The organism is Thermotoga sp. (genome assembly GCF_021162145.1).
Classification (GTDB): Bacteria; Thermotogota; Thermotogae; order Thermotogales; family Thermotogaceae; genus Thermotoga.
In genome coordinates this window covers 1-17,546 of the sequence record NZ_JAGGZH010000060.1, presented here as the reverse complement: position 1 = coordinate 17,546, position 17,546 = coordinate 1, and the positions used below count along the sequence as shown (strand labels likewise).

At 43.7% G+C, this 17,546-nt stretch carries 17 protein-coding genes and 1 pseudogene; 3 read left to right on the top strand and 15 right to left on the bottom strand.

The window, feature by feature from the left end; genetic code table 11:
• The 3 genes from J7K79_RS04335 to J7K79_RS04325 form a co-directional block, all read left to right on the top strand.
• A partial coding sequence (locus J7K79_RS04335; RefSeq protein WP_296905543.1) for a GH92 family glycosyl hydrolase occupies positions 1-609 on the top strand: 609 nt, incomplete at its 5' end.
• A 27-nt stretch (positions 610-636) separates the two neighbouring features.
• Positions 637-1,917: a glycosyl hydrolase family 28-related protein gene (locus J7K79_RS04330; RefSeq protein WP_296905542.1), complete on the top strand. Its 1,281-nt coding sequence runs from the start codon at positions 637-639 to the stop codon at positions 1,915-1,917.
• A 15-nt stretch (positions 1,918-1,932) separates the two neighbouring features.
• On the top strand, positions 1,933-4,755 hold the full coding sequence (locus tag J7K79_RS04325) for an alpha-mannosidase (protein ID WP_296905540.1): 2,823 nt from the start codon (positions 1,933-1,935) through the stop codon (positions 4,753-4,755).
• Positions 4,756-4,811: 56 nt separating this feature from the next.
• Here J7K79_RS04325 and J7K79_RS04320 read toward each other — a convergent pair whose 3' ends face one another.
• From J7K79_RS04320 to J7K79_RS04250, 15 genes and pseudogenes are all read right to left on the bottom strand, one after another.
• On the bottom strand, positions 4,812-5,702 hold the full coding sequence (locus tag J7K79_RS04320) for a glycosidase (protein ID WP_296905538.1): 891 nt from the start codon (positions 5,700-5,702) through the stop codon (positions 4,812-4,814).
• Between the two features lie 12 nt (positions 5,703-5,714).
• The gene (locus J7K79_RS04315) at positions 5,715-6,533 is read right to left on the bottom strand and encodes a carbohydrate ABC transporter permease (protein WP_296905536.1); all 819 of its coding nucleotides are present in this window, start codon (positions 6,531-6,533) and stop codon (positions 5,715-5,717) included.
• On the bottom strand, positions 6,530-7,402 hold the full coding sequence (locus J7K79_RS04310; protein WP_296905533.1) for a carbohydrate ABC transporter permease: 873 nt from the start codon (positions 7,400-7,402) through the stop codon (positions 6,530-6,532). Before J7K79_RS04310 ends, J7K79_RS04315 begins: the two co-directional genes overlap by 4 nt.
• 41 nt (positions 7,403-7,443) lie before the next feature.
• A complete protein-coding gene (locus tag J7K79_RS04305; protein WP_296905531.1) occupies positions 7,444-8,700 on the bottom strand; it encodes an extracellular solute-binding protein in 1,257 nt (418 codons plus the stop codon).
• 34 nt (positions 8,701-8,734) lie between these two features.
• Complete coding sequence (locus J7K79_RS04300; protein ID WP_296905529.1) at positions 8,735-9,721, bottom strand: LacI family DNA-binding transcriptional regulator; 987 nt, start codon at positions 9,719-9,721, stop codon at positions 8,735-8,737.
• Positions 9,722-9,904: 183 nt separating this feature from the next.
• Complete coding sequence (gene rny, locus J7K79_RS04295; protein WP_296905527.1) at positions 9,905-11,428, bottom strand: ribonuclease Y; 1,524 nt, start codon at positions 11,426-11,428, stop codon at positions 9,905-9,907.
• A complete protein-coding gene (locus J7K79_RS04290; protein ID WP_296905525.1) occupies positions 11,428-11,889 on the bottom strand; it encodes a RecX family transcriptional regulator in 462 nt (153 codons plus the stop codon). Before J7K79_RS04290 ends, rny begins: the two co-directional genes overlap by 1 nt.
• On the bottom strand, positions 11,843-12,889 hold the full coding sequence (gene recA / locus J7K79_RS04285) for a recombinase RecA (RefSeq protein WP_296905524.1): 1,047 nt from the start codon (positions 12,887-12,889) through the stop codon (positions 11,843-11,845). Before recA ends, J7K79_RS04290 begins: the two co-directional genes overlap by 47 nt.
• Positions 12,882-13,445: an RNA 2',3'-cyclic phosphodiesterase gene (gene thpR, locus J7K79_RS04280; protein WP_296905522.1), complete on the bottom strand. Its 564-nt coding sequence runs from the start codon at positions 13,443-13,445 to the stop codon at positions 12,882-12,884. Before thpR ends, recA begins: the two co-directional genes overlap by 8 nt.
• A 3-nt stretch (positions 13,446-13,448) precedes the next feature.
• Positions 13,449-13,970, bottom strand: coding sequence for a CDP-diacylglycerol--glycerol-3-phosphate 3-phosphatidyltransferase (gene pgsA, locus J7K79_RS04275; protein ID WP_296905520.1), 522 nt, complete (start codon positions 13,968-13,970; stop codon positions 13,449-13,451).
• Positions 13,967-15,259 carry a 30S ribosomal protein S12 methylthiotransferase RimO gene (gene rimO / locus J7K79_RS04270; RefSeq protein ID WP_296905518.1) on the bottom strand — a complete coding sequence of 431 codons (1,293 nt, stop codon included), beginning with the start codon at positions 15,257-15,259 and terminating at the stop codon, positions 13,967-13,969. The genes pgsA and rimO overlap by 4 nt, the downstream gene beginning before the upstream one ends.
• Positions 15,256-15,795, bottom strand: coding sequence for a DUF4416 family protein (locus J7K79_RS04265; protein WP_296905515.1), 540 nt, complete (start codon positions 15,793-15,795; stop codon positions 15,256-15,258). Before J7K79_RS04265 ends, rimO begins: the two co-directional genes overlap by 4 nt.
• A complete protein-coding gene (locus J7K79_RS04260; RefSeq protein ID WP_296905514.1) occupies positions 15,783-16,355 on the bottom strand; it encodes a helix-turn-helix domain-containing protein in 573 nt (190 codons plus the stop codon). The genes J7K79_RS04265 and J7K79_RS04260 overlap by 13 nt, the downstream gene beginning before the upstream one ends.
• A 69-nt stretch (positions 16,356-16,424) precedes the next feature.
• The gene (gene nfi / locus J7K79_RS04255; RefSeq protein ID WP_296905512.1) at positions 16,425-17,102 is read right to left on the bottom strand and encodes an endonuclease V; all 678 of its coding nucleotides are present in this window, start codon (positions 17,100-17,102) and stop codon (positions 16,425-16,427) included.
• A 6-nt stretch (positions 17,103-17,108) separates the two neighbouring features.
• Positions 17,109-17,546: pseudogene (locus tag J7K79_RS04250) on the bottom strand (LytR family transcriptional regulator); the annotation flags it as partial.

The following is a 17,546-nucleotide window of genomic DNA, read 5'->3' as shown; positions in this document are numbered from 1 at the left end:
GTCTATGGTTTGATTAATTTGTTTGGAGGCGAGAGAGAATTCGAGAGAAAGCTGGACGAACTTTTTTCAACTTCAAGTGAGGTTAAAGGGCCTCCGGATATTACAGGTTTGATCGGTCAGTATGCCCACGGAAACGAACCTTCTCATCATATACCATATTTGTACGTTTACGCTGGAAAGGCGTGGAAAACACAGAAAATGGTCAGATACATAATGGACAATCTGTATGGAGATACTCCTGCGGGTTTGTGTGGAAACGAGGACTGCGGGCAGATGTCTGCCTGGTTTGTTTTCAGCGCTCTGGGTTTCTATCCGGTCTGTCCAGGGACTCCTTACTATATCCTTGGTTCTCCTTTGTTTGAAAAAGCAGTTATAAACCTTCCTAACGGTAAAAAGTTCACCATTTTGGCTGAAAACAACTCAGAGGAAAACATCTATGTTCAGAAAGTTTATTTGAACGGTAAAGAGATAAACAGAGCATGGATAACTCACGAGGAAATATTATCAGGTGGAACGCTCAAATTTGTAATGGGAAATAAACCTAATGAGAGTTTTGGAAAAGTTCTTCCTCCAGATCTTTATACTACCGCATCATCTAATGGTTTTTAGGAAATAATGGTGAGGGGGGTAATAAATATGAATCTGCGGGTAATTTTTTCGTTATTGATTGTGCTTTGTGGAGGAATATTGTTTGGAATGGCTACCAACACCTTCTATAATGTACTGGACTTTAACGTTGTTCCAAACGATGGGAAGGATGATACAAAAACTATCAACGATATCATTAAAAGGGTTTACGAAGATGGGGGGGGTATTATTTACTTTCCAGCGGGTGTCTACACGGTAATGGGAAGTATAGAAGTTTTACCCAATGTTACAATACAGGGAGTGTGGCAGACTCCTCACGGTCAAGAATACCTTGGAATGACGGAGGATATGAAAGGTACTGTGTTTGCTGCATATGGTGGCAGGGGAGATTCGTATGGTGAACCACTATTCAATTTACACTCCTCGTCTTCCATTAGGGGTATTACCATATTTTATCCTGAGCAGGATCCCCTCAATATAGTTCCATATCCTCCATCAATAGCTATATCCAAGAAGGCGTTAAGTGTGAAGAATATCTCCGTTGAGGATGTCACTCTGATAAACCCGTACATTGGAATCGATTTTTCAAGGCCTCATGAACTCCACTATATTCGGAATGTTTTTGGATGTCCTTTAAAGATTGGGGTGAAAGTAGATGGATGCACGGATATAGGGAGAATAGAAAATGTCCATTTCAATCCAAACTTTTGGACCTTTTTTGCTTCACCAGGTAGACCAGTAGGGTACATAAGTGAAAATCTGACTGGTTTCATTTTTGGAAGGTCAGATTGGGAATATGTTTTGAACACCTTCGTTTGGGGAGCAAAGATTGGCTATGAATTTGAAAGTTCTGGGTGCAATGGTAACTTTGTAGGAATAGGTGCTGATTGGTGTTCTCAGAGTGCTTTGTTAGTAAGGGATACGCAAGCTCCAGGTATTCTGATAGTGAACGGTGAGTTTGTCAATGCTTCTGATTGTTTGGGCCCCACAGTGGAAGTGAAAGCAGGGAATGTTTTCATAAGCAACTCAAGTTTTTGGGGTCCCACCCAGAAAATAGCTTCGATAAATGACGGTATGGTTGTATTCTCGGCGTGTAATTTTCTTGAATGGGATGCAAATAGTTTGGGTGTTCCTGCTGTTGAAGCCAAAGGTGGATCGTTAATTGTTCAAGGTTCGTATTTTGCAAAGAAGGGATTGGCCATTTACATAGGCGAGAAAGTGAAAGCAGCAAATATTTTTGGCAATATCTTCTATGATAGCCACTTTATAATCAACAAGAGCGGTGGAGATATACAAATTGGTTTGAATTCATTTTTAAATAAGGAATAGAGAGGTGTAGAGATTATGAAGTTGTTGGAAACCCTCACTTTCATCAGAAAATTCAAAAAACAGAATAGTTGGGCTGAAAGAATAATATCAGAGTTGGAATTTGCCTACAAACTTCTGGAACTGGAAAATGAATATGAACAACTAGTGAAAGAGGCTGTGCATTCACTTTGTAAGAAGCTGGAAAATGGAGGATACATAACTGAAGAGATTGCAAAAGAAACAGAAAGAATATTGGAACCTATGTCGACATTAGCGAAAAGCTTCACAATAATTCATGTTGGACACGCACACATCGATATGAATTGGATGTGGGGTTATCATGAAACGGTGGCAACTACACTGGATACCTTTAGAACTGTGTTGGATTTGATGGAAGAATATCCTGAATTCACGTTTGCACAATCTCAGGCATCAGTATACAAAATCGTTGAAGAGCATCATCCAGAGATGCTTGAAAGTATAAAAAAGCGTGTTAAAGAAGGAAGATGGGAAGTAACAGCTTCAACATGGGTCGAAGCAGATAAAAATATGCCAAATACTGAAAGCCTTGTGAGACACATTCTGTATACCAAACAATATCTTTCAGAATTATTTGGACTTGACAAGGATGATCTGATGATTGATTTCGAACCTGATACATTTGGCCATAGCAAGTTTACTCCAACCATTTTACATGCAGGGGGAGTGAAGTATTATTACCATTGTCGCGGATATGACAAAGAAATAGCCTACAGATGGCGTTCTCCGTCTGGGGAGGTTCTGGTTTACAGGGAACCCTTCTGGTACAACGGTTCACCCACGCCTGATATGGCTTTGTATGCAGTGGAGTTCTTCAAGAAGTATGGTTCAAAATATGCCCTTAAGGTATATGGAGTGGGAGATCATGGCGGTGGTCCAACACGAAGAGATATAGAGAAGATACTCAGAATGAAAGAGTATCCTATTTATCCGAACGTGAAATTTGGAACTTACAGGGAATTTTTTGAGAGATTGGAAGAAGTGCAAAATAAATTGCCTGTTGTGGAAGGTGAGCTGAATATCATATTCGATGGATGTTTCACTACTCAATCACGGATAAAGATGGCAAATAGATTGTCGGAAGCTGCCGCTGAAGAAACTGAAAAGTTCCTGGTCTTTTCCAATTTGTGGAGTGGTTATGAGTATCCAGGAGACAAGATCAAAGAAGCCTGGATAAATATCCTGTTCAATCATTTTCATGATATCATCCCGGGTTCTGGAGTTACAGAGACAAGAGAATACGCCATGGGGTTGTTCCAGAAAACTATGGCAACTTTGCTGTCACAGAAGAAAAATGCTCTTGTGGAAGTGGCTTCGAACATAAATACTCAGGACCTTGTTGGAAGTGAGAATGGAATATGCGACACTTCAGAAGGAGCAGGCGTAGCTTTTGGATCTGAGGACTACAAGGTTTCTCAAGATTCAAGAGGGAAAGGGATAAAGAGAATTTACCATATCTTCAATCCTTCTCCCGAAAGAAGAAAGGAAGTTGCGAAAATAGTTTTATGGGACTGGAAGGGTGATCTTGATAGGCTTGTTGTGAGAAATGTCAACGGTGAGAGAGTACCTCATCAATTTGTTGAAAAACGCTTTAAGCATTACTGGGGACATACCTACATTGAACTTCTTGTAGAAGTTGATGTGCCTGCTTTCGGATATTCTACTTACATAGTTGATGAGGAACCATTCAAAGTGCTGAAGTTAGAGCTTCCAAGAGATCCAAGAGTTCAGAGACCACGCGAGTATGTACTTGAGAACGAGAAGTTGAAGGCAGTTTTTGATCTATCGACTGCTAAGCTTGTATCATTGTTCGATAAAGAAAACGAAATTGAATACATTGATTCCAGACGTGGTGGAGCACACTTCAGATTAATTTTGGAAGATATCAATCGTCAAACAAATGAGATGCTTGCGCAGGCGAATGCCTGGGTTGTTGGAAGGTATCTCGATGTGATCGACATACATAGAAACGTAAAAATAAAGAGAGGAACCTGTGGAGAACTGAGAAACAGTATTGTATTTGAGTTTGGATTCGGAAAATCATCCAGAATGAAGGTTGAGGTTTCGCTTGATAAAAACGATAAGATGTTGAAGTTCAAGAGTACGGTCGATTTTCGAGAGTTCTCCGATCTTGAAAAGGACATTACACCTCAACTTTCGTTTTACGTTCCGCTGAATTTCAAGTGTGAAAAGTACGCTTTCGATGTTCCAATGGGGATAATTGAAAGGCAAGAATATGACGTTGATGTTCCAGGACTTTCATTCTGTTGTGCAAGAAGTTCAGAGAGAACCTTAGGAATCTTTAGTAAAACAAAATATGGCTACAGAGTGAAGGATAACTCAATTTCTTTAACGTTGATAAGAGCTCCTCACTCACCAGATATGTATTCTGAAATCGGAGAGCACAAGATAGAATTCGCAATTCTGGCCGATAGTAAATTCTTGAATAACTTCTCGCTTGTGGGGTTGTCGTACAATTACAACCATGAACTTACGGTGTTATCAAATAGTGTTCACCCCGGGAAATTACCACCTGTTTTGGGTTTTGCAGATGTAAATTCAAGTTCTTCAGTGATATCATGTATCAAATTCGCTGAAAATAGAAAAAATCAGCTGGTAATCAGACTGTATGAAATCGAAGGAAAAACAGACGAAGTAGTCATTGTGTTTAAAGCTTTAAAGCCCTTAAACGCCTGGTTCGTTGATTTGAATGAGAACAGCATTTCTACAGAAGATACAATAGAAATAAAAGGTAATCAAATTAAATTCAGGATGAATCCTTACGAATTGAAAACATTGATGGTTGAGTTTTCAGAATAGTATGTCACTGGAGAACCGTATTACATAAAAGCATGGCAGCTTACGCTGCCATGCCTTTATTCTCTACACCACTTCATCACTTTCTCCACAGGAATCGTGGCAAGAGCAATGCAGTTGTCCGCCGCACCATAGTAAACGTAGTAGTAGCCGTTGTATTCTATCATCGCGTCGCTGAAGACTACGTTCGGAACCCCGCCGAATTTTTCCCAATCCTCTTCTGGCTCGAGGATGGGCTTTTCTGATCTCTTTATAACCTTTGTGGGATCCTCCAGATCGAGCAATATGAAACCGAGTCGATAGATAGGACGGGAAGTTCCTGTGTTTTGAACACCATGATATAGCACCAGCCAGCCGTACTCGGTCTTTATCGGAGGAGCACCCACTCCTATCTTCAGGTCATCCCACATTCCCTGGCGAGGAGAAGCGATCTTCACGAAGTTGTCCCAGTGTACGAGATCGTCCGAGAAGGCAAGCCAGATGTCCGGCGGTATTCTGTGAAACATGACATATTTCCCGTTAATCTTCTCTGGGAACAGGGCGGCATCTTTGTTGTCTACATCTGGTATCACAACTCCGTATCTTTTCCAAGTGATGAAGTTTTTCGTCGACGCCATGGCGATCCTCACACCGCGAGGTGAATAAGCAGTGTAGACCATGTAGTATTCATCACCGATTTTCGTGATCCTGGGATCTTCTACTCCGTAGAGCTCATCGTCACTCTTCGGTAAGAAGACAGGTTTTTCGAACTTGTTGAAGTGGATTCCGTCGGTACTTACGGCGTAGCCGATCCTTGAGACCATATCCTCTCCCTGGGCTCTGTAGAGCATGTGGAAGAGCTCTCCATCGTATACCACAGCCGGGTTGAAGACGAACTTGCTTTCCCAGAGAAAATATGGAGAAGGTTCCAGAATAGGATTCGCCGGGTGTCTTTCGAGTTTAAGCTCCATGCTCTCCCTCCTCTACTTGAAAGACATAGAAATTCCTTGCAAGAATTGCTTTCTGAAAATTAAAAAGATGAGAACCATAGGTATCGTTTGAATTACAGACCCCGCCATCAACGGTCCAACATAAGCCGCATACTCGTGATTGAAAGTGGCAAGCAAAACAGAAAGAGGCATTTTGTGGTAGTCTTTTATCACCATGAGAGGCCAGAGGAAGTTGTCCCAGATTCCTATGAATGTGAAAAGACCCACAATGGAGAGAGTGCTTCTGGAGAGAGGGATCATCACTTTAAATATTATCCACAAAGTACTGGCACCGTCAATCTTAGCAGCTTCTATGTAATCCTGTGGAATCGTTTTGTAGGACTGACTGATCATAAAAAGACTCCACGCACTCATGAGAAAGGGAACAATCATGGCTGGATAGGAGTTGTAGAGGCCGAGTTTCCTTATTAGTACAAAAAGTGGGATGATGAACATGAAACCTGGAAAGAGCATCTGAAAAATGATGAAATTGAATATAGCATTGTTTCCTTTGAATTTGAGTTTTGCCAGGCTATATCCGACGATCGCAGAGGTAAAAACCACAGAAAAAGTCACGGTGGCAGTAACAAAAACACTGTTTAGAAAGGCTCTCAGGAAAGGACGTTCCATTTTTTCCGCCATGGTGAATATGTATTTGTAATGCTCAAGTGTTATTCTTGTTGGAAAAAACCTAGTGAAGATTTCATCGGCTGGTTTTATTGATGAGAGAAACAACCAGATATATGGATAGATCCATATTAAGGCGAGGAGCAACATTACCCCGTGAAAGATGATTTCTTTAACCTTCTTCATACTATGGTCACCTCTTTTTCAATGACCTTCCTGATGAATATGACTATCGAGAAGTTTATGATAGCGGTCATAACCGCTATGGTCGTCGCATAGCTGGGATTTATTCTCTGAAAAGCGGTGTTGTACATGTAAAGCATGAACGTGAGGGTTCTATTCATAGGCCCTCCACCGGTGATCATGTACGGTTCTGTGAATATACCGAAGGAAAGGTTCACAGCCAGGATCAAAACGGTCACGATGGCAGGATTCAAGAGGGGAAGTGTGATCTTCCAGAATTTGACCCATGAAGTCGCGCCGTCCAGTTCTGCCGCTTCATATATAGATTTTGGAATGGCCTGAAGTCCCGAGTAAAGAATAAGACCATAGTATCCCACGAATTTCCAGGTGACCATTATGGCTATGGTCAACATTGCAAGTTGTGGATCGGTGAACCATGGTATCGTAATACCGAAAGTGTTATACAAAAATCTGTTTATTGGTCCAACTTCCGAGAAAATCCTCTGGAACATGATGGAGTAAGCAACACCTGAAGACACGTAAGCGACCAAAAAGCTGAGAGTTACAAAGGTTTTGAAATACTTCATTCTATTCAAAGCGAGTGCGAATAGAATGGAAGCTATGAACACCATAGGAATGAAGTAAGAAAGAAAATTCATCGTATTCAGAAAAACTCTCCAGAACATCTTGTCTTCGAAGATTCTAAAGAAGTTCTGGAGCCCTATAAATCTAGGAGATCCCACGAATTTCCATCTGGAGAAAGCAAGAATCAACATCCAAACGAATGGATAGCCCCAGAATATCGCTGTGTAGAAAAGGTATATCGATATCAAACTCCAGCCTAATCCTGCTTCTTTCTTTTTCAACGTCATCCTATCCCTCCTGATGAAAAAAGGTGAGGGGGAGTCTCCCCTCACCAGAGAAGTGCGTTGATCTCCTCGACGGCCTTCTCCAGAGCTTCTTCAGGTGTGGATTTCAGGTACATGAGAGGCTCCATCAGGTATGTGGTCATGGTGTTCTGAACGTCTATGGTGTTGGTGATGAGAGCAGGTGGTACTGCATAGGCAACGTACTCGGCTATCTTCGCAAAGTACGGGTCCTTCATGTACTCCGAGAAAACAGGATTCGTGTTCAGATCTTCTCTGGCCGGTGGCATGTGTGTGAGTTCGATCCATCTTGCATCGTTCTGGTTGTTGGAGAAGACCCACTTGATGAACTCGAATGCTTCCTTCTTGTACTTACAATGTTTGAACATCACAAGTCCCTTGGTGTCAGCAAATGTATAGACGGGTTTGTCCTCGGGATAGTTGTCCGGAACAGGAGGTGGTGTCATCACTATGTGTGGATAAACCTCGGGGTAGTGTTCCTTCGTGTAGCTCAGGTGCCACGGTCCCATAAGCTGACCAAGGATCGTGCCGTTTTCAAATGGATCCTGTCCCAGATCTACAGCAGTCCAGCCGTTTTTGAAGAGAGTGTAAATGAACTCAGCAACAGCCTTTCCATACTCGTTGTTGAACACAGCCTTTCCACCTTCGATGTAAGACTTTCCGCCACTTGCTGCATAGTAGAATGTGATGAAGTCAAACCATCTGTCCCACCAATTTCTTCCTGCGACGGCCCTTATAACGTATTTTTTCTTGGGAACGACCCATTTTTTGGCTATCTCGTAAACTTCAGAGTAAGTTCTGGGAGGTTTGTCATATCCGAGCTTCCTTAAAAGATCTCCTCTCCACCAGAAGAGCATTGGGTTGGAATAGATGGGTATCACATAGTAATGTCCGTTGAGTTTCCAACCTTCGAGTATGTTCCTCATTTTTCTTGTTTCTGCGAGTTTCCAGAACTCTTCTCCAAACTCTTCATCGAAAGCGACCAAGACATCCAGATCTTCTGCAAGTTGAGCAGCGAAACCACTGAAGATGTTGGTGCAGATATCGGGGGCGTTCCCGGCAGCGATGGCGTTCAGGATGGCTTCTTCAGAGCTTCCAGCCGCTGGTATAACGGACCATTCAATCTGTACATCCGGATGCTCTGCGTTCCATTTCTCAACGAGGGCTTTCCAGAAAGTTTCCTGGTTTGGATTCGGGGCTGTCCAGAACACGATCTTCTTGACATCTGCAAGTGCGAAGACCGAAAGAACTATCAATGCAATGAGAAGAACCCTTTTCCACATAACAAATCCCTCCTTTTATAAGATTTGGGAAGCATCATTTTGTGCTTTTTCTCTTCACAAATTGAGTGAAAACCAGAGTTCGAAGGGGATGAGGATTTACCTTTGTCAACAACTCGTGTAAGCGCTTACATGCGACACAACCCATTTCGTATTTGAATACCCTCAAAGTAGTCAACGGTGGATCGAAAGTTTCTGCGTCAACAATATCATCGAAACCCACAACAGAGACATCATCTGGAACCTTCAAGCCATGTTCTTTGAGTCGTCTGATCACCCAGAAGGCGATGCTATCGTTGGAAGTGAATATGGCTTCGGGAACACCGTAAGAGCTCAAGACTATGTCGACTATTTTCCTTGTGCCTTCCTCCGTATCGTCACATTCGTAAAAACGAGGCATCAAACCGGCTCTTTCCATGGCATCCTTGTAACCGTCGTATCTCATTTTGAAACCATACGGGTGAAGTGGCCCGTGAATGTGAACAATCTTTTTGAATCCTTTGGATATAAGGTAATTTGTTGCGTAAACGGCACCGTCGTATCCATCGCTTATCACACAATCTACTCTCTCACCAGGTATGTAGTGATCCACAAGAACGAAAGGCTTTTTCTTGGATTTCACTTCTCTTATGAACTCTCTGGTGACATCTCCTCCTACGAACATATAGCCATCTGCGTCAGCATATTTTGAAAATTCCTCGAGAAGCTTCAGCTCCACCCTTATTCCCAACTTTTCGCAATTTTCTTCTATGGCCTTTATTATCACCCCGTAGAATTCACCGAGAATACCGTTGGTTTGAAGAGGTAAAAGAATCCTCTCGCTGGCAAAAACATAAACGTGGAACAATTTCCCTTTTGAAGCGAGGATTTTCGCCGAGATCTCCGGCCTGTACCCTAGCTTTTCTATTGCTTTCCAAACTTTGTATCTGGTTCTTTCAGAAACGTATCCTGATCCGTTTATCACCCGTGAAACTGTGGCAATGGAAACTCCTGCGAGCTTTGCAACGTCTTCTATTGTTGGCACTTTCTACACCTCCTGTAAGCGCTTACATAACCTTTATATAAAAAATGTCTATGTTAAATCAAGTCTTGTTTTTCGTAAATATCTGCCAATATATCCAAGTAGCAAGAATTATTCTGCTTTATGCTAAAAAATCGCAGTTTTGTAAAAGAATAAAAGCCCCCTGTGAGGGGGCTTCGTCTTTTCTCATTTTGCGTAAGCAACGCTTCTTTTCTCCCTTATGACAACCACTTTCAGCACGCCTGGGTATTCGAGCTCTTCCTCTATCTTTTTTGAGATATCGTAAGCAAGTTTTTCGGCGAGAGCATCGTCCACCTTATCTGGCTCGACTATCACCCTTATTTCTCTTCCTGCTTGGATCGCGTAGGCTTTCTCCACATACTCAAAGCTCTTTGCAATTTCCTCGAGTTTCATGAGACGCTTGATGTAATTCTCCAAACTTTCTCTTCTTGCACCGGGTCTTGCAGCAGACAATGCGTCAGCAGCTGCCACGAGTACCGCTTCCGGTGTTCTGGGTTCCTCTTCTCCGTGATGGCTGAGTATCATGTTGATGATGTCTTCCTTTTCACCGTATCTTCTGGCAAGTTCTGCTCCTATCGTCGTGTGGGAACCCTCGAGTTCCTGATCCACCGCTTTACCTATATCGTGGAGAAGTCCCCCTCTTCTGGCCTTATCGGCGTTCAAACCCAGTTCAGATGCCATGTAACCGGCAAGGAGTGCCACTTCTACAGAGTGATTCAGAACGTTTTGACCATAACTTGTTCTGTATTTGAGTTTCCCAAGAAGTTTCACAAGTTCAGGATGAAGACCCATAACTCCTGCTTTGAAAGTAGCTTCCTGCCCAGCTTCTTTTATCGCTTTCTCCACTTCTTGCTTTGCTTTCTCGTACATCTCCTCGATCCTCGCAGGGTGTATCCTGCCATCTGCCACCAGTTTTTCCAGAGTTATCCGGGCAATTTCCCTTCTTAGGGGGTTGAAACAGGAAAGAACAACCACCTCCGGGGTATCATCGATGATCAGGTCGACTCCTGTGATCTTCTCGAAGGTTCTGATGTTTCTGCCTTCTCTTCCTATGATACGTCCTTTCATGTCATCGGATGGAAGCGAAACCGTTGAAACGGTTATCTCTCCTACGTAATCCGGCGCGTATCTCTGCACAGCAAAAGCTATGACTTTTTTTGCCCTCTTTTCTGCCTCCTCTTCTACCTGTTCTTTCATCTCCTTGTAGAGCCTCGCCAGATCATGCTCGTATCTCTGTCTTGCTTCTTCTAAAATCAACTCTCTCGCTTCTTCCACTGTCATACCCGCGAGTTTGTTCAGTTCTTCGTCTATTCGCTTTTCTTTCTCTTCCACTTCCTTCATCTTTTCCTCCAGCCTTGTTTTCATTTCCTCGATCTGAAATTCTCTTCTTTCCAGATTTTCCTCTTTTCTGGTGAGGAGTTCTTCTTTCTTCAAGAGTCTTTCTTCTAGCGATCTGAGCTCTTCCTCCTTTCGTACTCGCTCTTTTTCGAACTCTTCCCTGAGTCTGTGAACTTCTTCTCTACCCTCCACGATGGCCTTTCTCTTTATCTCACTTGCTTCTTTTTCTGCTTTTTCAACGATGGCTTTCGCGTCTTCCTTTGCCTTTTTCAGCTTTTGATTTATCTGATAGTTCGCAATTAGATATCCTATCAAAAGACCTCCAATACCTGCGAATACGTACCACAACATCATTGTTCACCTCCATCTATTTGATCGAGAATTTCTTCGATGTGAGAAATCTCGAACCCTCTTTTATAGAGGTAATCTTTTATTTCTCGCCGATCTTTGAAACGTGTTTTCAATCTTTTCAACTCTTCTGAAAAATCTATCTCAGAGAGAGCCTTTTCGATCGCTCTTTCGGATGTTTCCTCATCCACTCCGAGTGATCTCAGCTTCATTTTCAAGATCTTTGGACCGAAGAGTTTCAAGCGCATCTCGTCTATTGCGAAAAGAAAAGCGGATTTTTCGTCATCGATGTAGCCTTGCCTTTTCAACGTAGCGATCGTGTCTTCAATTTCTTCCTCGGAGAATCCTTGGTTTTTCAAACGCCTTCTCAGTTCATTTTCAAATCTGACGCGGTACCTCAGAAGTCTCAAAGCGTACTTAAGAGGATTTTTCTGCTTTCTCTGATTTCCTCCGTAGTAAGCCATACTTTTCTTTTATTCTCCTTTCGATCTCCTCCGATATCTGCGGGTTTTCTTTGAGGAACTGAACAACGTTGACTCCACCCTGTCCCAGAGAGACTTCCTCTCCTTTCAGCGTGGTGTAGTAGTACCAACTGCCTTTCCTCGTTATCACTCCTTCGTCCACTCCAAGATGGAACAGCTCATATTCTCTGTCGACGCCCTTTCCGTATATGATGTAGGTTTGCGCTGTTTTGAATGGAGGAGCCACTTTGTTCTTCACGATCTTCACGTTCACCGCGTTACCTATGACGTCCTTCCCTTCTTTGATCGATTCTCCTCTTCTGACTTCAAGTCTCATGGTCGCGTAGAACTTCAAGGCAAGGCCACCGGTTGTTGTTTCCGGACTCCCAAACATGACGCCTATCTTCATCCTTATCTGGTTCGTGAATATCACGACCGCCTTCGACTTGTTCACGCTTCCCGCGATCTTTCTCAACGCCTGTGACATGAGGCGCGCTTGAAGACCCACCTGCATGTCTCCCATGGCTCCTTCTATTTCCGCTCTCGGAACCAACGCAGCGACGGAGTCCACTACGATGAGATCTACAACGCCACTTCTCACGAGTTCGTCCACTATCTCGAGCGCCTGCTCTCCATGATCGGGTTGAGAGATGAGAAGGCTCTTCAAGTCCACGCCGAGGCTTTTCGCGTACACAGGATCGAGAGCATGTTCAGCGTCTATGAAAGCGGCAACACCACCCACCTTTTGGGCTTCCGCTATCGCGTGAAGCGCCAATGTGGTTTTTCCACTGGACTCCGGCCCGAAGATCTCCACGATCCTTCCTCTTGGGTAACCACCCACTCCCGTTGCGATGTCAATCGCAATGGAACCTGTTGGAATAACCTCCACAGGCTGGACCTGGGTTTCATCACCCAGTATCATTATGGAACCTTTCCCGAAGTTCTCCTCTATCCTCTTCAACGCCTTCTCCAGAACACTCTTTTTCTGCTTTTCCTCAGCCATGGCTGATCAATCCTCCTTCGAAATGACATTCATAGATGATCTTGTAAATAGGACCAGTGGGAGTCAAGGTAGATGAGTAGATCTTGAAACTGTCCACTGCCACCTCGATGGGAGAAAAATCGATGTCTTCAACCAACTTTTCCCACTTGTCAGGGTAGTATTTCACCCTGCCTATGGTGATGTGCGGCACGAACTTCTCCTCGAAAGAAAAACCGTGGTGTGAAAGTTCGTTCTTCAGTTCTTCGTACAACCTGTTCAGGCGATCCGCGTTCTCTACTCCGAGCCAGAAAACACGGGGGGCTTTTCCTCTCCTGAAGTATCCAAAACCCCTCACCGTGAAGGAAAACGAAGGAAACCCTCTCACTCTCCTGCAAAGATGCTCTGCTATCTCGGAGATTTTCTGTTCATCGACTTCTCCAAGAAAGAAGAGAGTGAGATGCATGTTTTCCTCAGAGACCCAATTCGCTCCAAAACCTCTTCTCATAAGTTTTTCTATGACTTCAGAGGCCTGTTTTTTGACTTCATCGTTCACATCAATGGCAAGGAAGGTTCTCATATGCTATCCCTCCATCTTCGTGATTCTTGTAAGGTCCATCGTATACATGATCCCAGACAGAACAGTTACTGTGAGTGATATGATCACGAGGAACTGCAGAACCAGTGGTTCAAGAAATCTCATTTTGAGGAGAAAAACTCCTATCAATACTGCAAACTGCGATACTGTCTTTATTTTCCCTATCCACCTGGCCGGAACGACGTTTCCCTTGCTGGCTGCTAAAATCCTGAGCCCGTTCACAAAGGTGTCCCTTGCAAAGACGGTTAAAACGTACCAAATCGGAAGAACGTCCATCATCGCAATAGCTGTGGATATCACAAGAATTTTGTCCGCCACCTGATCGAAGACCTTCCCAAAATCCGTCACCTGGTTTCTTCTTCTTGCGAAAAAACCGTCCAGGTAATCTGTGAACGCCGCAAACAGGAAAACAAAAAACGCCCAGGCGTACCAGCTCTCCATATAGAACCAGACAACAGGTATCATCAACACCGCTCTCAGAATCGAAAAAAAGTTCGCCAGGTTCATCGAGCGATCCCCCACATATCGTACTCATCGTGTTCTTCTATAGTTACTTCGAGAAAATCACCCATCTCACCCTCTCCTTTTATGAAAACAACACCATCCACTTCGGGGGCTTCCGTGAAAGTTCTCCCTATCAAGTAGCCGTTTTCTTTTCCCTCAACGAGCACTTTCATATTCCTTCCCACAAGCCTTTCCAGTCTTTTGTAGGAAATCTCTGTCTGAAGAAGTAGAAGTTCTTCTTGTCTTCTTTTGGCCGTCTCTGGATCAACCTTGTTCCTCAGGGCAAAAGCAGGTGTTCCTTCCTCGTCCGAGTAAATAAAAACACCGAGCTTGTCGAACTGCACTTCCTCTACGAATCTCTTCAGCGCGTCGAAATCCTCTTCTGTTTCCGTCGGAAACCCTACGATCACACTGGTTCTGAGAATGGCGTCCGGAGATCTTTCCCTTATCCTCATCAGCATCTCTTTTAGTTCTCTGGAGCGTTTGAACCTTCCCATGAGATTCAGTATCCTGTCACTTCCGTGCTGAACAGGAACGTCGAAGTAATTCACGACCCTTTCCAGTTTCAAAATGGTATCTATTATCTCGTCTGTTAAATGGTCAGGATGAAGGTACATGACCCTGATCCAAAAATCACCCTTTAGACTGTTCAGTCGTCTCAAAAGATCAGACAGAGACTGTCTTCCGTAGAGATCCTCACCGTAAGAAGTTGTATCCTGGGCCACCAGAATGATCTCCTTCTTTCCCTGTTTCAGCAGGTCTGACACCTCATTTATTACGTCGTCGATTTCCCTGCTCTTCAATCTTCCTTTGAAACTCGGTATGGAACAGAAGGTACAGCTTCTGTCGCAACCATCGGATATCTTCACATATGCGTAAGGTTTCTCTTCCAGCTCGATTCTCTTCCTGTACCTGTAGATGGTTTCGGGACGCTCTGGAATCAGATCCTCTCCACTTTCCAGAAGTGAGACGATTTTCTCCGGAGCAACAACTCCTATCCACTGATCCACCTCCGGTATCTCCTTTTTCAACTCCTCGTAGTATCGCTGAACAAGACACCCTTTCACAACGAGTCTGTAGCCGAAGTCTCCCTTTGCTTCAACAAACGAGAGGATCTCGTCTATCGATTCTTTCCTGGCATCTTCGATGAAAGCGCAGGTGTCAAGCACAATAACGTCCGCTTCTTCTACACTGCGGACGATCTTGTGCCCTCTCCCTTTGAGGAGGCCTGCCAGGACTTCACAGTCGGCTTCGTTCTTCGGACAACCGAGCACCTTTATCCCAACCTTCACTTCAAAATTTTCCTCCTCTTCTTCAGATAGATCTCTCTGATCTTTTCCAGATGCTTCTTGTACTCTTCTTCTCTGTAGTTTGGATACGTGAACTCCATATCCCTGAACTTCCCCCTTATGTAAACGAGGGTCACTTCAGCGTATATTCCCTTTCCTATGTAGATACGGTTGCCCCAGTGTTTCGTTGAGGCCAAGACAAACTGTGTGTGGTGAATGTATCCTGGGTCGATATTCACCTTTCTTTTTCCCTCTATAGAAAACATCTTCTCTATAGAATTTGTCTCCAGTTTTATGTCCGCAAGCTGGTAGGGATGTATGAGTCTTTCAAAGCTCACCAATTTTCCTTCCAAACCCTGTCCCATCTCTTCTGAATAATAAAGGGTGTACTTTTCAAAGTCGAGGTTGTCGGAAACGTAATCTATGGATCCAAATCTTTCTTCGAGAACGGGCCTTACCTCGTTGAACCAGTAATCTATGTGAGATGCGAATATGAACATGACCAGATTCACCAGATCCGGTACTTTCACTTCTCCCACAGAACCCTCACCTCGAACTTTTTGAGTTTTATTTTCCACTCCTCCGATACGGTTCTCAAGATGACCTCATCTTGAGCTTCCACTGTGTATTTTCCCTCTAAAAGAGGAATCTCCCCTTCCACTGTTTCACCGTTCAGGATGATCTTGCTTGAACTGATAAGATGCGCCGGCGGTGTTCTCCGAAGCTCGAGATTTTCAAAGATTGAAAAGATGAGCAGCACAACTCCAATCGCCAGAAACAGGATCAAGATGAGATTTTGAGTTTTGCCTTTTTCCTTCTCTTTCTTCTTCTCTCTTGTCTCTTCCGGCGTCATCTCGTTCTTTCCTTCTTCGTACATTCTAAGCATCTCTTCCGAGGAGATCTCCAGGAACTCGGCGTAGCGCTTTATATAACTTTTCACGTAAACTTCTGCGTCGAGATCCTGGAGGTCCCCCTCCTCGATGCGTTTCAATTTGGAGGGATTTATGTTCGTAAACAAAGACGCATCGAGGAGTGTGATGCCTTTTTCTTCGCGTCCTTTTCTGAAAATTTCCCCCAATTTTTTCCATTTTTCGCTCAAAACAATCTCCCTCCAGACATCTGTCTGGTTCGAGGCTGAATCTATTTTATCACAGTTCAGAAAAACTCCTCAGAACAGGCTCCTCTTCAAACGCTGGGTGTAAATATGTGCCATCCTGGTGGGTTCCGGAATCCTTCTTCCAGGTAAGGTGAAGGACTTGATCAATCTGATGGAACTTTCGACGTCTATAAGATGGCCGGGAGAAACAAAGATGGGAGCGCTTCCTTCTTTGGTTCTCATCACACACCCAATTATCTCTTCGCCATCGTAGAGATAACTCCAGGAGCATCTTTTGTTCTCCGGTTCTTCGTAGGTTCCATAGAGCCTCGACTTCGCCACTCCAACTGTTGGTATTTCTATGAAAAGTCCCATATGTGATGCGATACCAAGTTTTCTTGGGTGTGCGATGCCCTGACCATCGAAGACCACAATGTCCGGCTTCGTCTTCAATTTCTCCCACGCCTTTAAAAACAGAGGGCCTTCCCTGAAAGCAAGAAGTCCCGGAATGTAGGGGAAAACAACCTTTCCTCTTTCTGAAACGAGTTCCACTATCTTGAAGGTTGGATATTCCAACACGACGATCACGGCAAGACCTTCTTCTCTTTTTGGAAACGAAAGATCGACGCCTGCCACATACTTTGGTTCACCTTCGAAAGGTTTGAAGAGAACTTTCTCTCTGAAGGTATTCTGAATTTTTATCGCCTCTTCAGGAGGTAGATCCCACTCGTGGAGTTTTTTGTAAACCACCTTTCCTCACTCCTTGAAATCATCTATCAGTATCAACGCTGAAACAGGAAAATCTAGATATATCCTGTTTTCTGCCAGCTTTTTCAGAATGAAATAGTATTCCTCGAAATCTTCCTTTTTGTCGAACCGATGCACTGTGAACTTTCTCGATGGATGGGCTTTTTTGAGAATCTTGAGGATTTCTTCTTCTCTCCCTGACTGCGCTATGAAGACCTGATCGCCTTCGAAACTTCTAGATATCCCAACGTCTTCCCAAACGACCCGATCCGGTCCGAACCCCACTCTTTCTTTCCAGATACCTCTCAAGTTTGCTTCGAACACCCTTGAAACGAGTGAGGAAATGTTCAGAACAACGAGATTCAAAGAAGAAGTCTCTTTAGCACATCCCTCAAACAACTTCTTTTTGAACAAAGAAAGTTCTTTCCTGTCCACGAAAACCTCTCC

Excerpts from the sequence above, each read along its gene's own strand:
- J7K79_RS04330 (WP_296905542.1), top strand. The coding sequence starts at position 637 with ATGAATCTGCGGGTAATTTTTTCGTTATTGATTGTGCTTTGTGGAGGA.
- J7K79_RS04320 (WP_296905538.1), bottom strand. The coding sequence starts at position 5,702 with ATGGAGCTTAAACTCGAAAGACACCCGGCGAATCCTATTCTGGAACCT.
- recA (WP_296905524.1), bottom strand. The coding sequence starts at position 12,889 with ATGGCTGAGGAAAAGCAGAAAAAGAGTGTTCTGGAGAAGGCGTTGAAG.
- J7K79_RS04315 (WP_296905536.1), bottom strand. The coding sequence starts at position 6,533 with ATGAAGAAGGTTAAAGAAATCATCTTTCACGGGGTAATGTTGCTCCTC.
- rny (WP_296905527.1), bottom strand. The coding sequence starts at position 11,428 with ATGTTGTGGTACGTATTCGCAGGTATTGGAGGTCTTTTGATAGGATAT.
- J7K79_RS04290 (WP_296905525.1), bottom strand. The coding sequence starts at position 11,889 with ATGGCTTACTACGGAGGAAATCAGAGAAAGCAGAAAAATCCTCTTAAG.
- J7K79_RS04305 (WP_296905531.1), bottom strand. The coding sequence starts at position 8,700 with ATGTGGAAAAGGGTTCTTCTCATTGCATTGATAGTTCTTTCGGTCTTC.
- thpR (WP_296905522.1), bottom strand. The coding sequence starts at position 13,445 with ATGAGAACCTTCCTTGCCATTGATGTGAACGATGAAGTCAAAAAACAG.
- J7K79_RS04325 (WP_296905540.1), top strand. The coding sequence starts at position 1,933 with ATGAAGTTGTTGGAAACCCTCACTTTCATCAGAAAATTCAAAAAACAG.
- pgsA (WP_296905520.1), bottom strand. The coding sequence starts at position 13,970 with ATGAACCTGGCGAACTTTTTTTCGATTCTGAGAGCGGTGTTGATGATA.
- J7K79_RS04310 (WP_296905533.1), bottom strand. The coding sequence starts at position 7,402 with ATGACGTTGAAAAAGAAAGAAGCAGGATTAGGCTGGAGTTTGATATCG.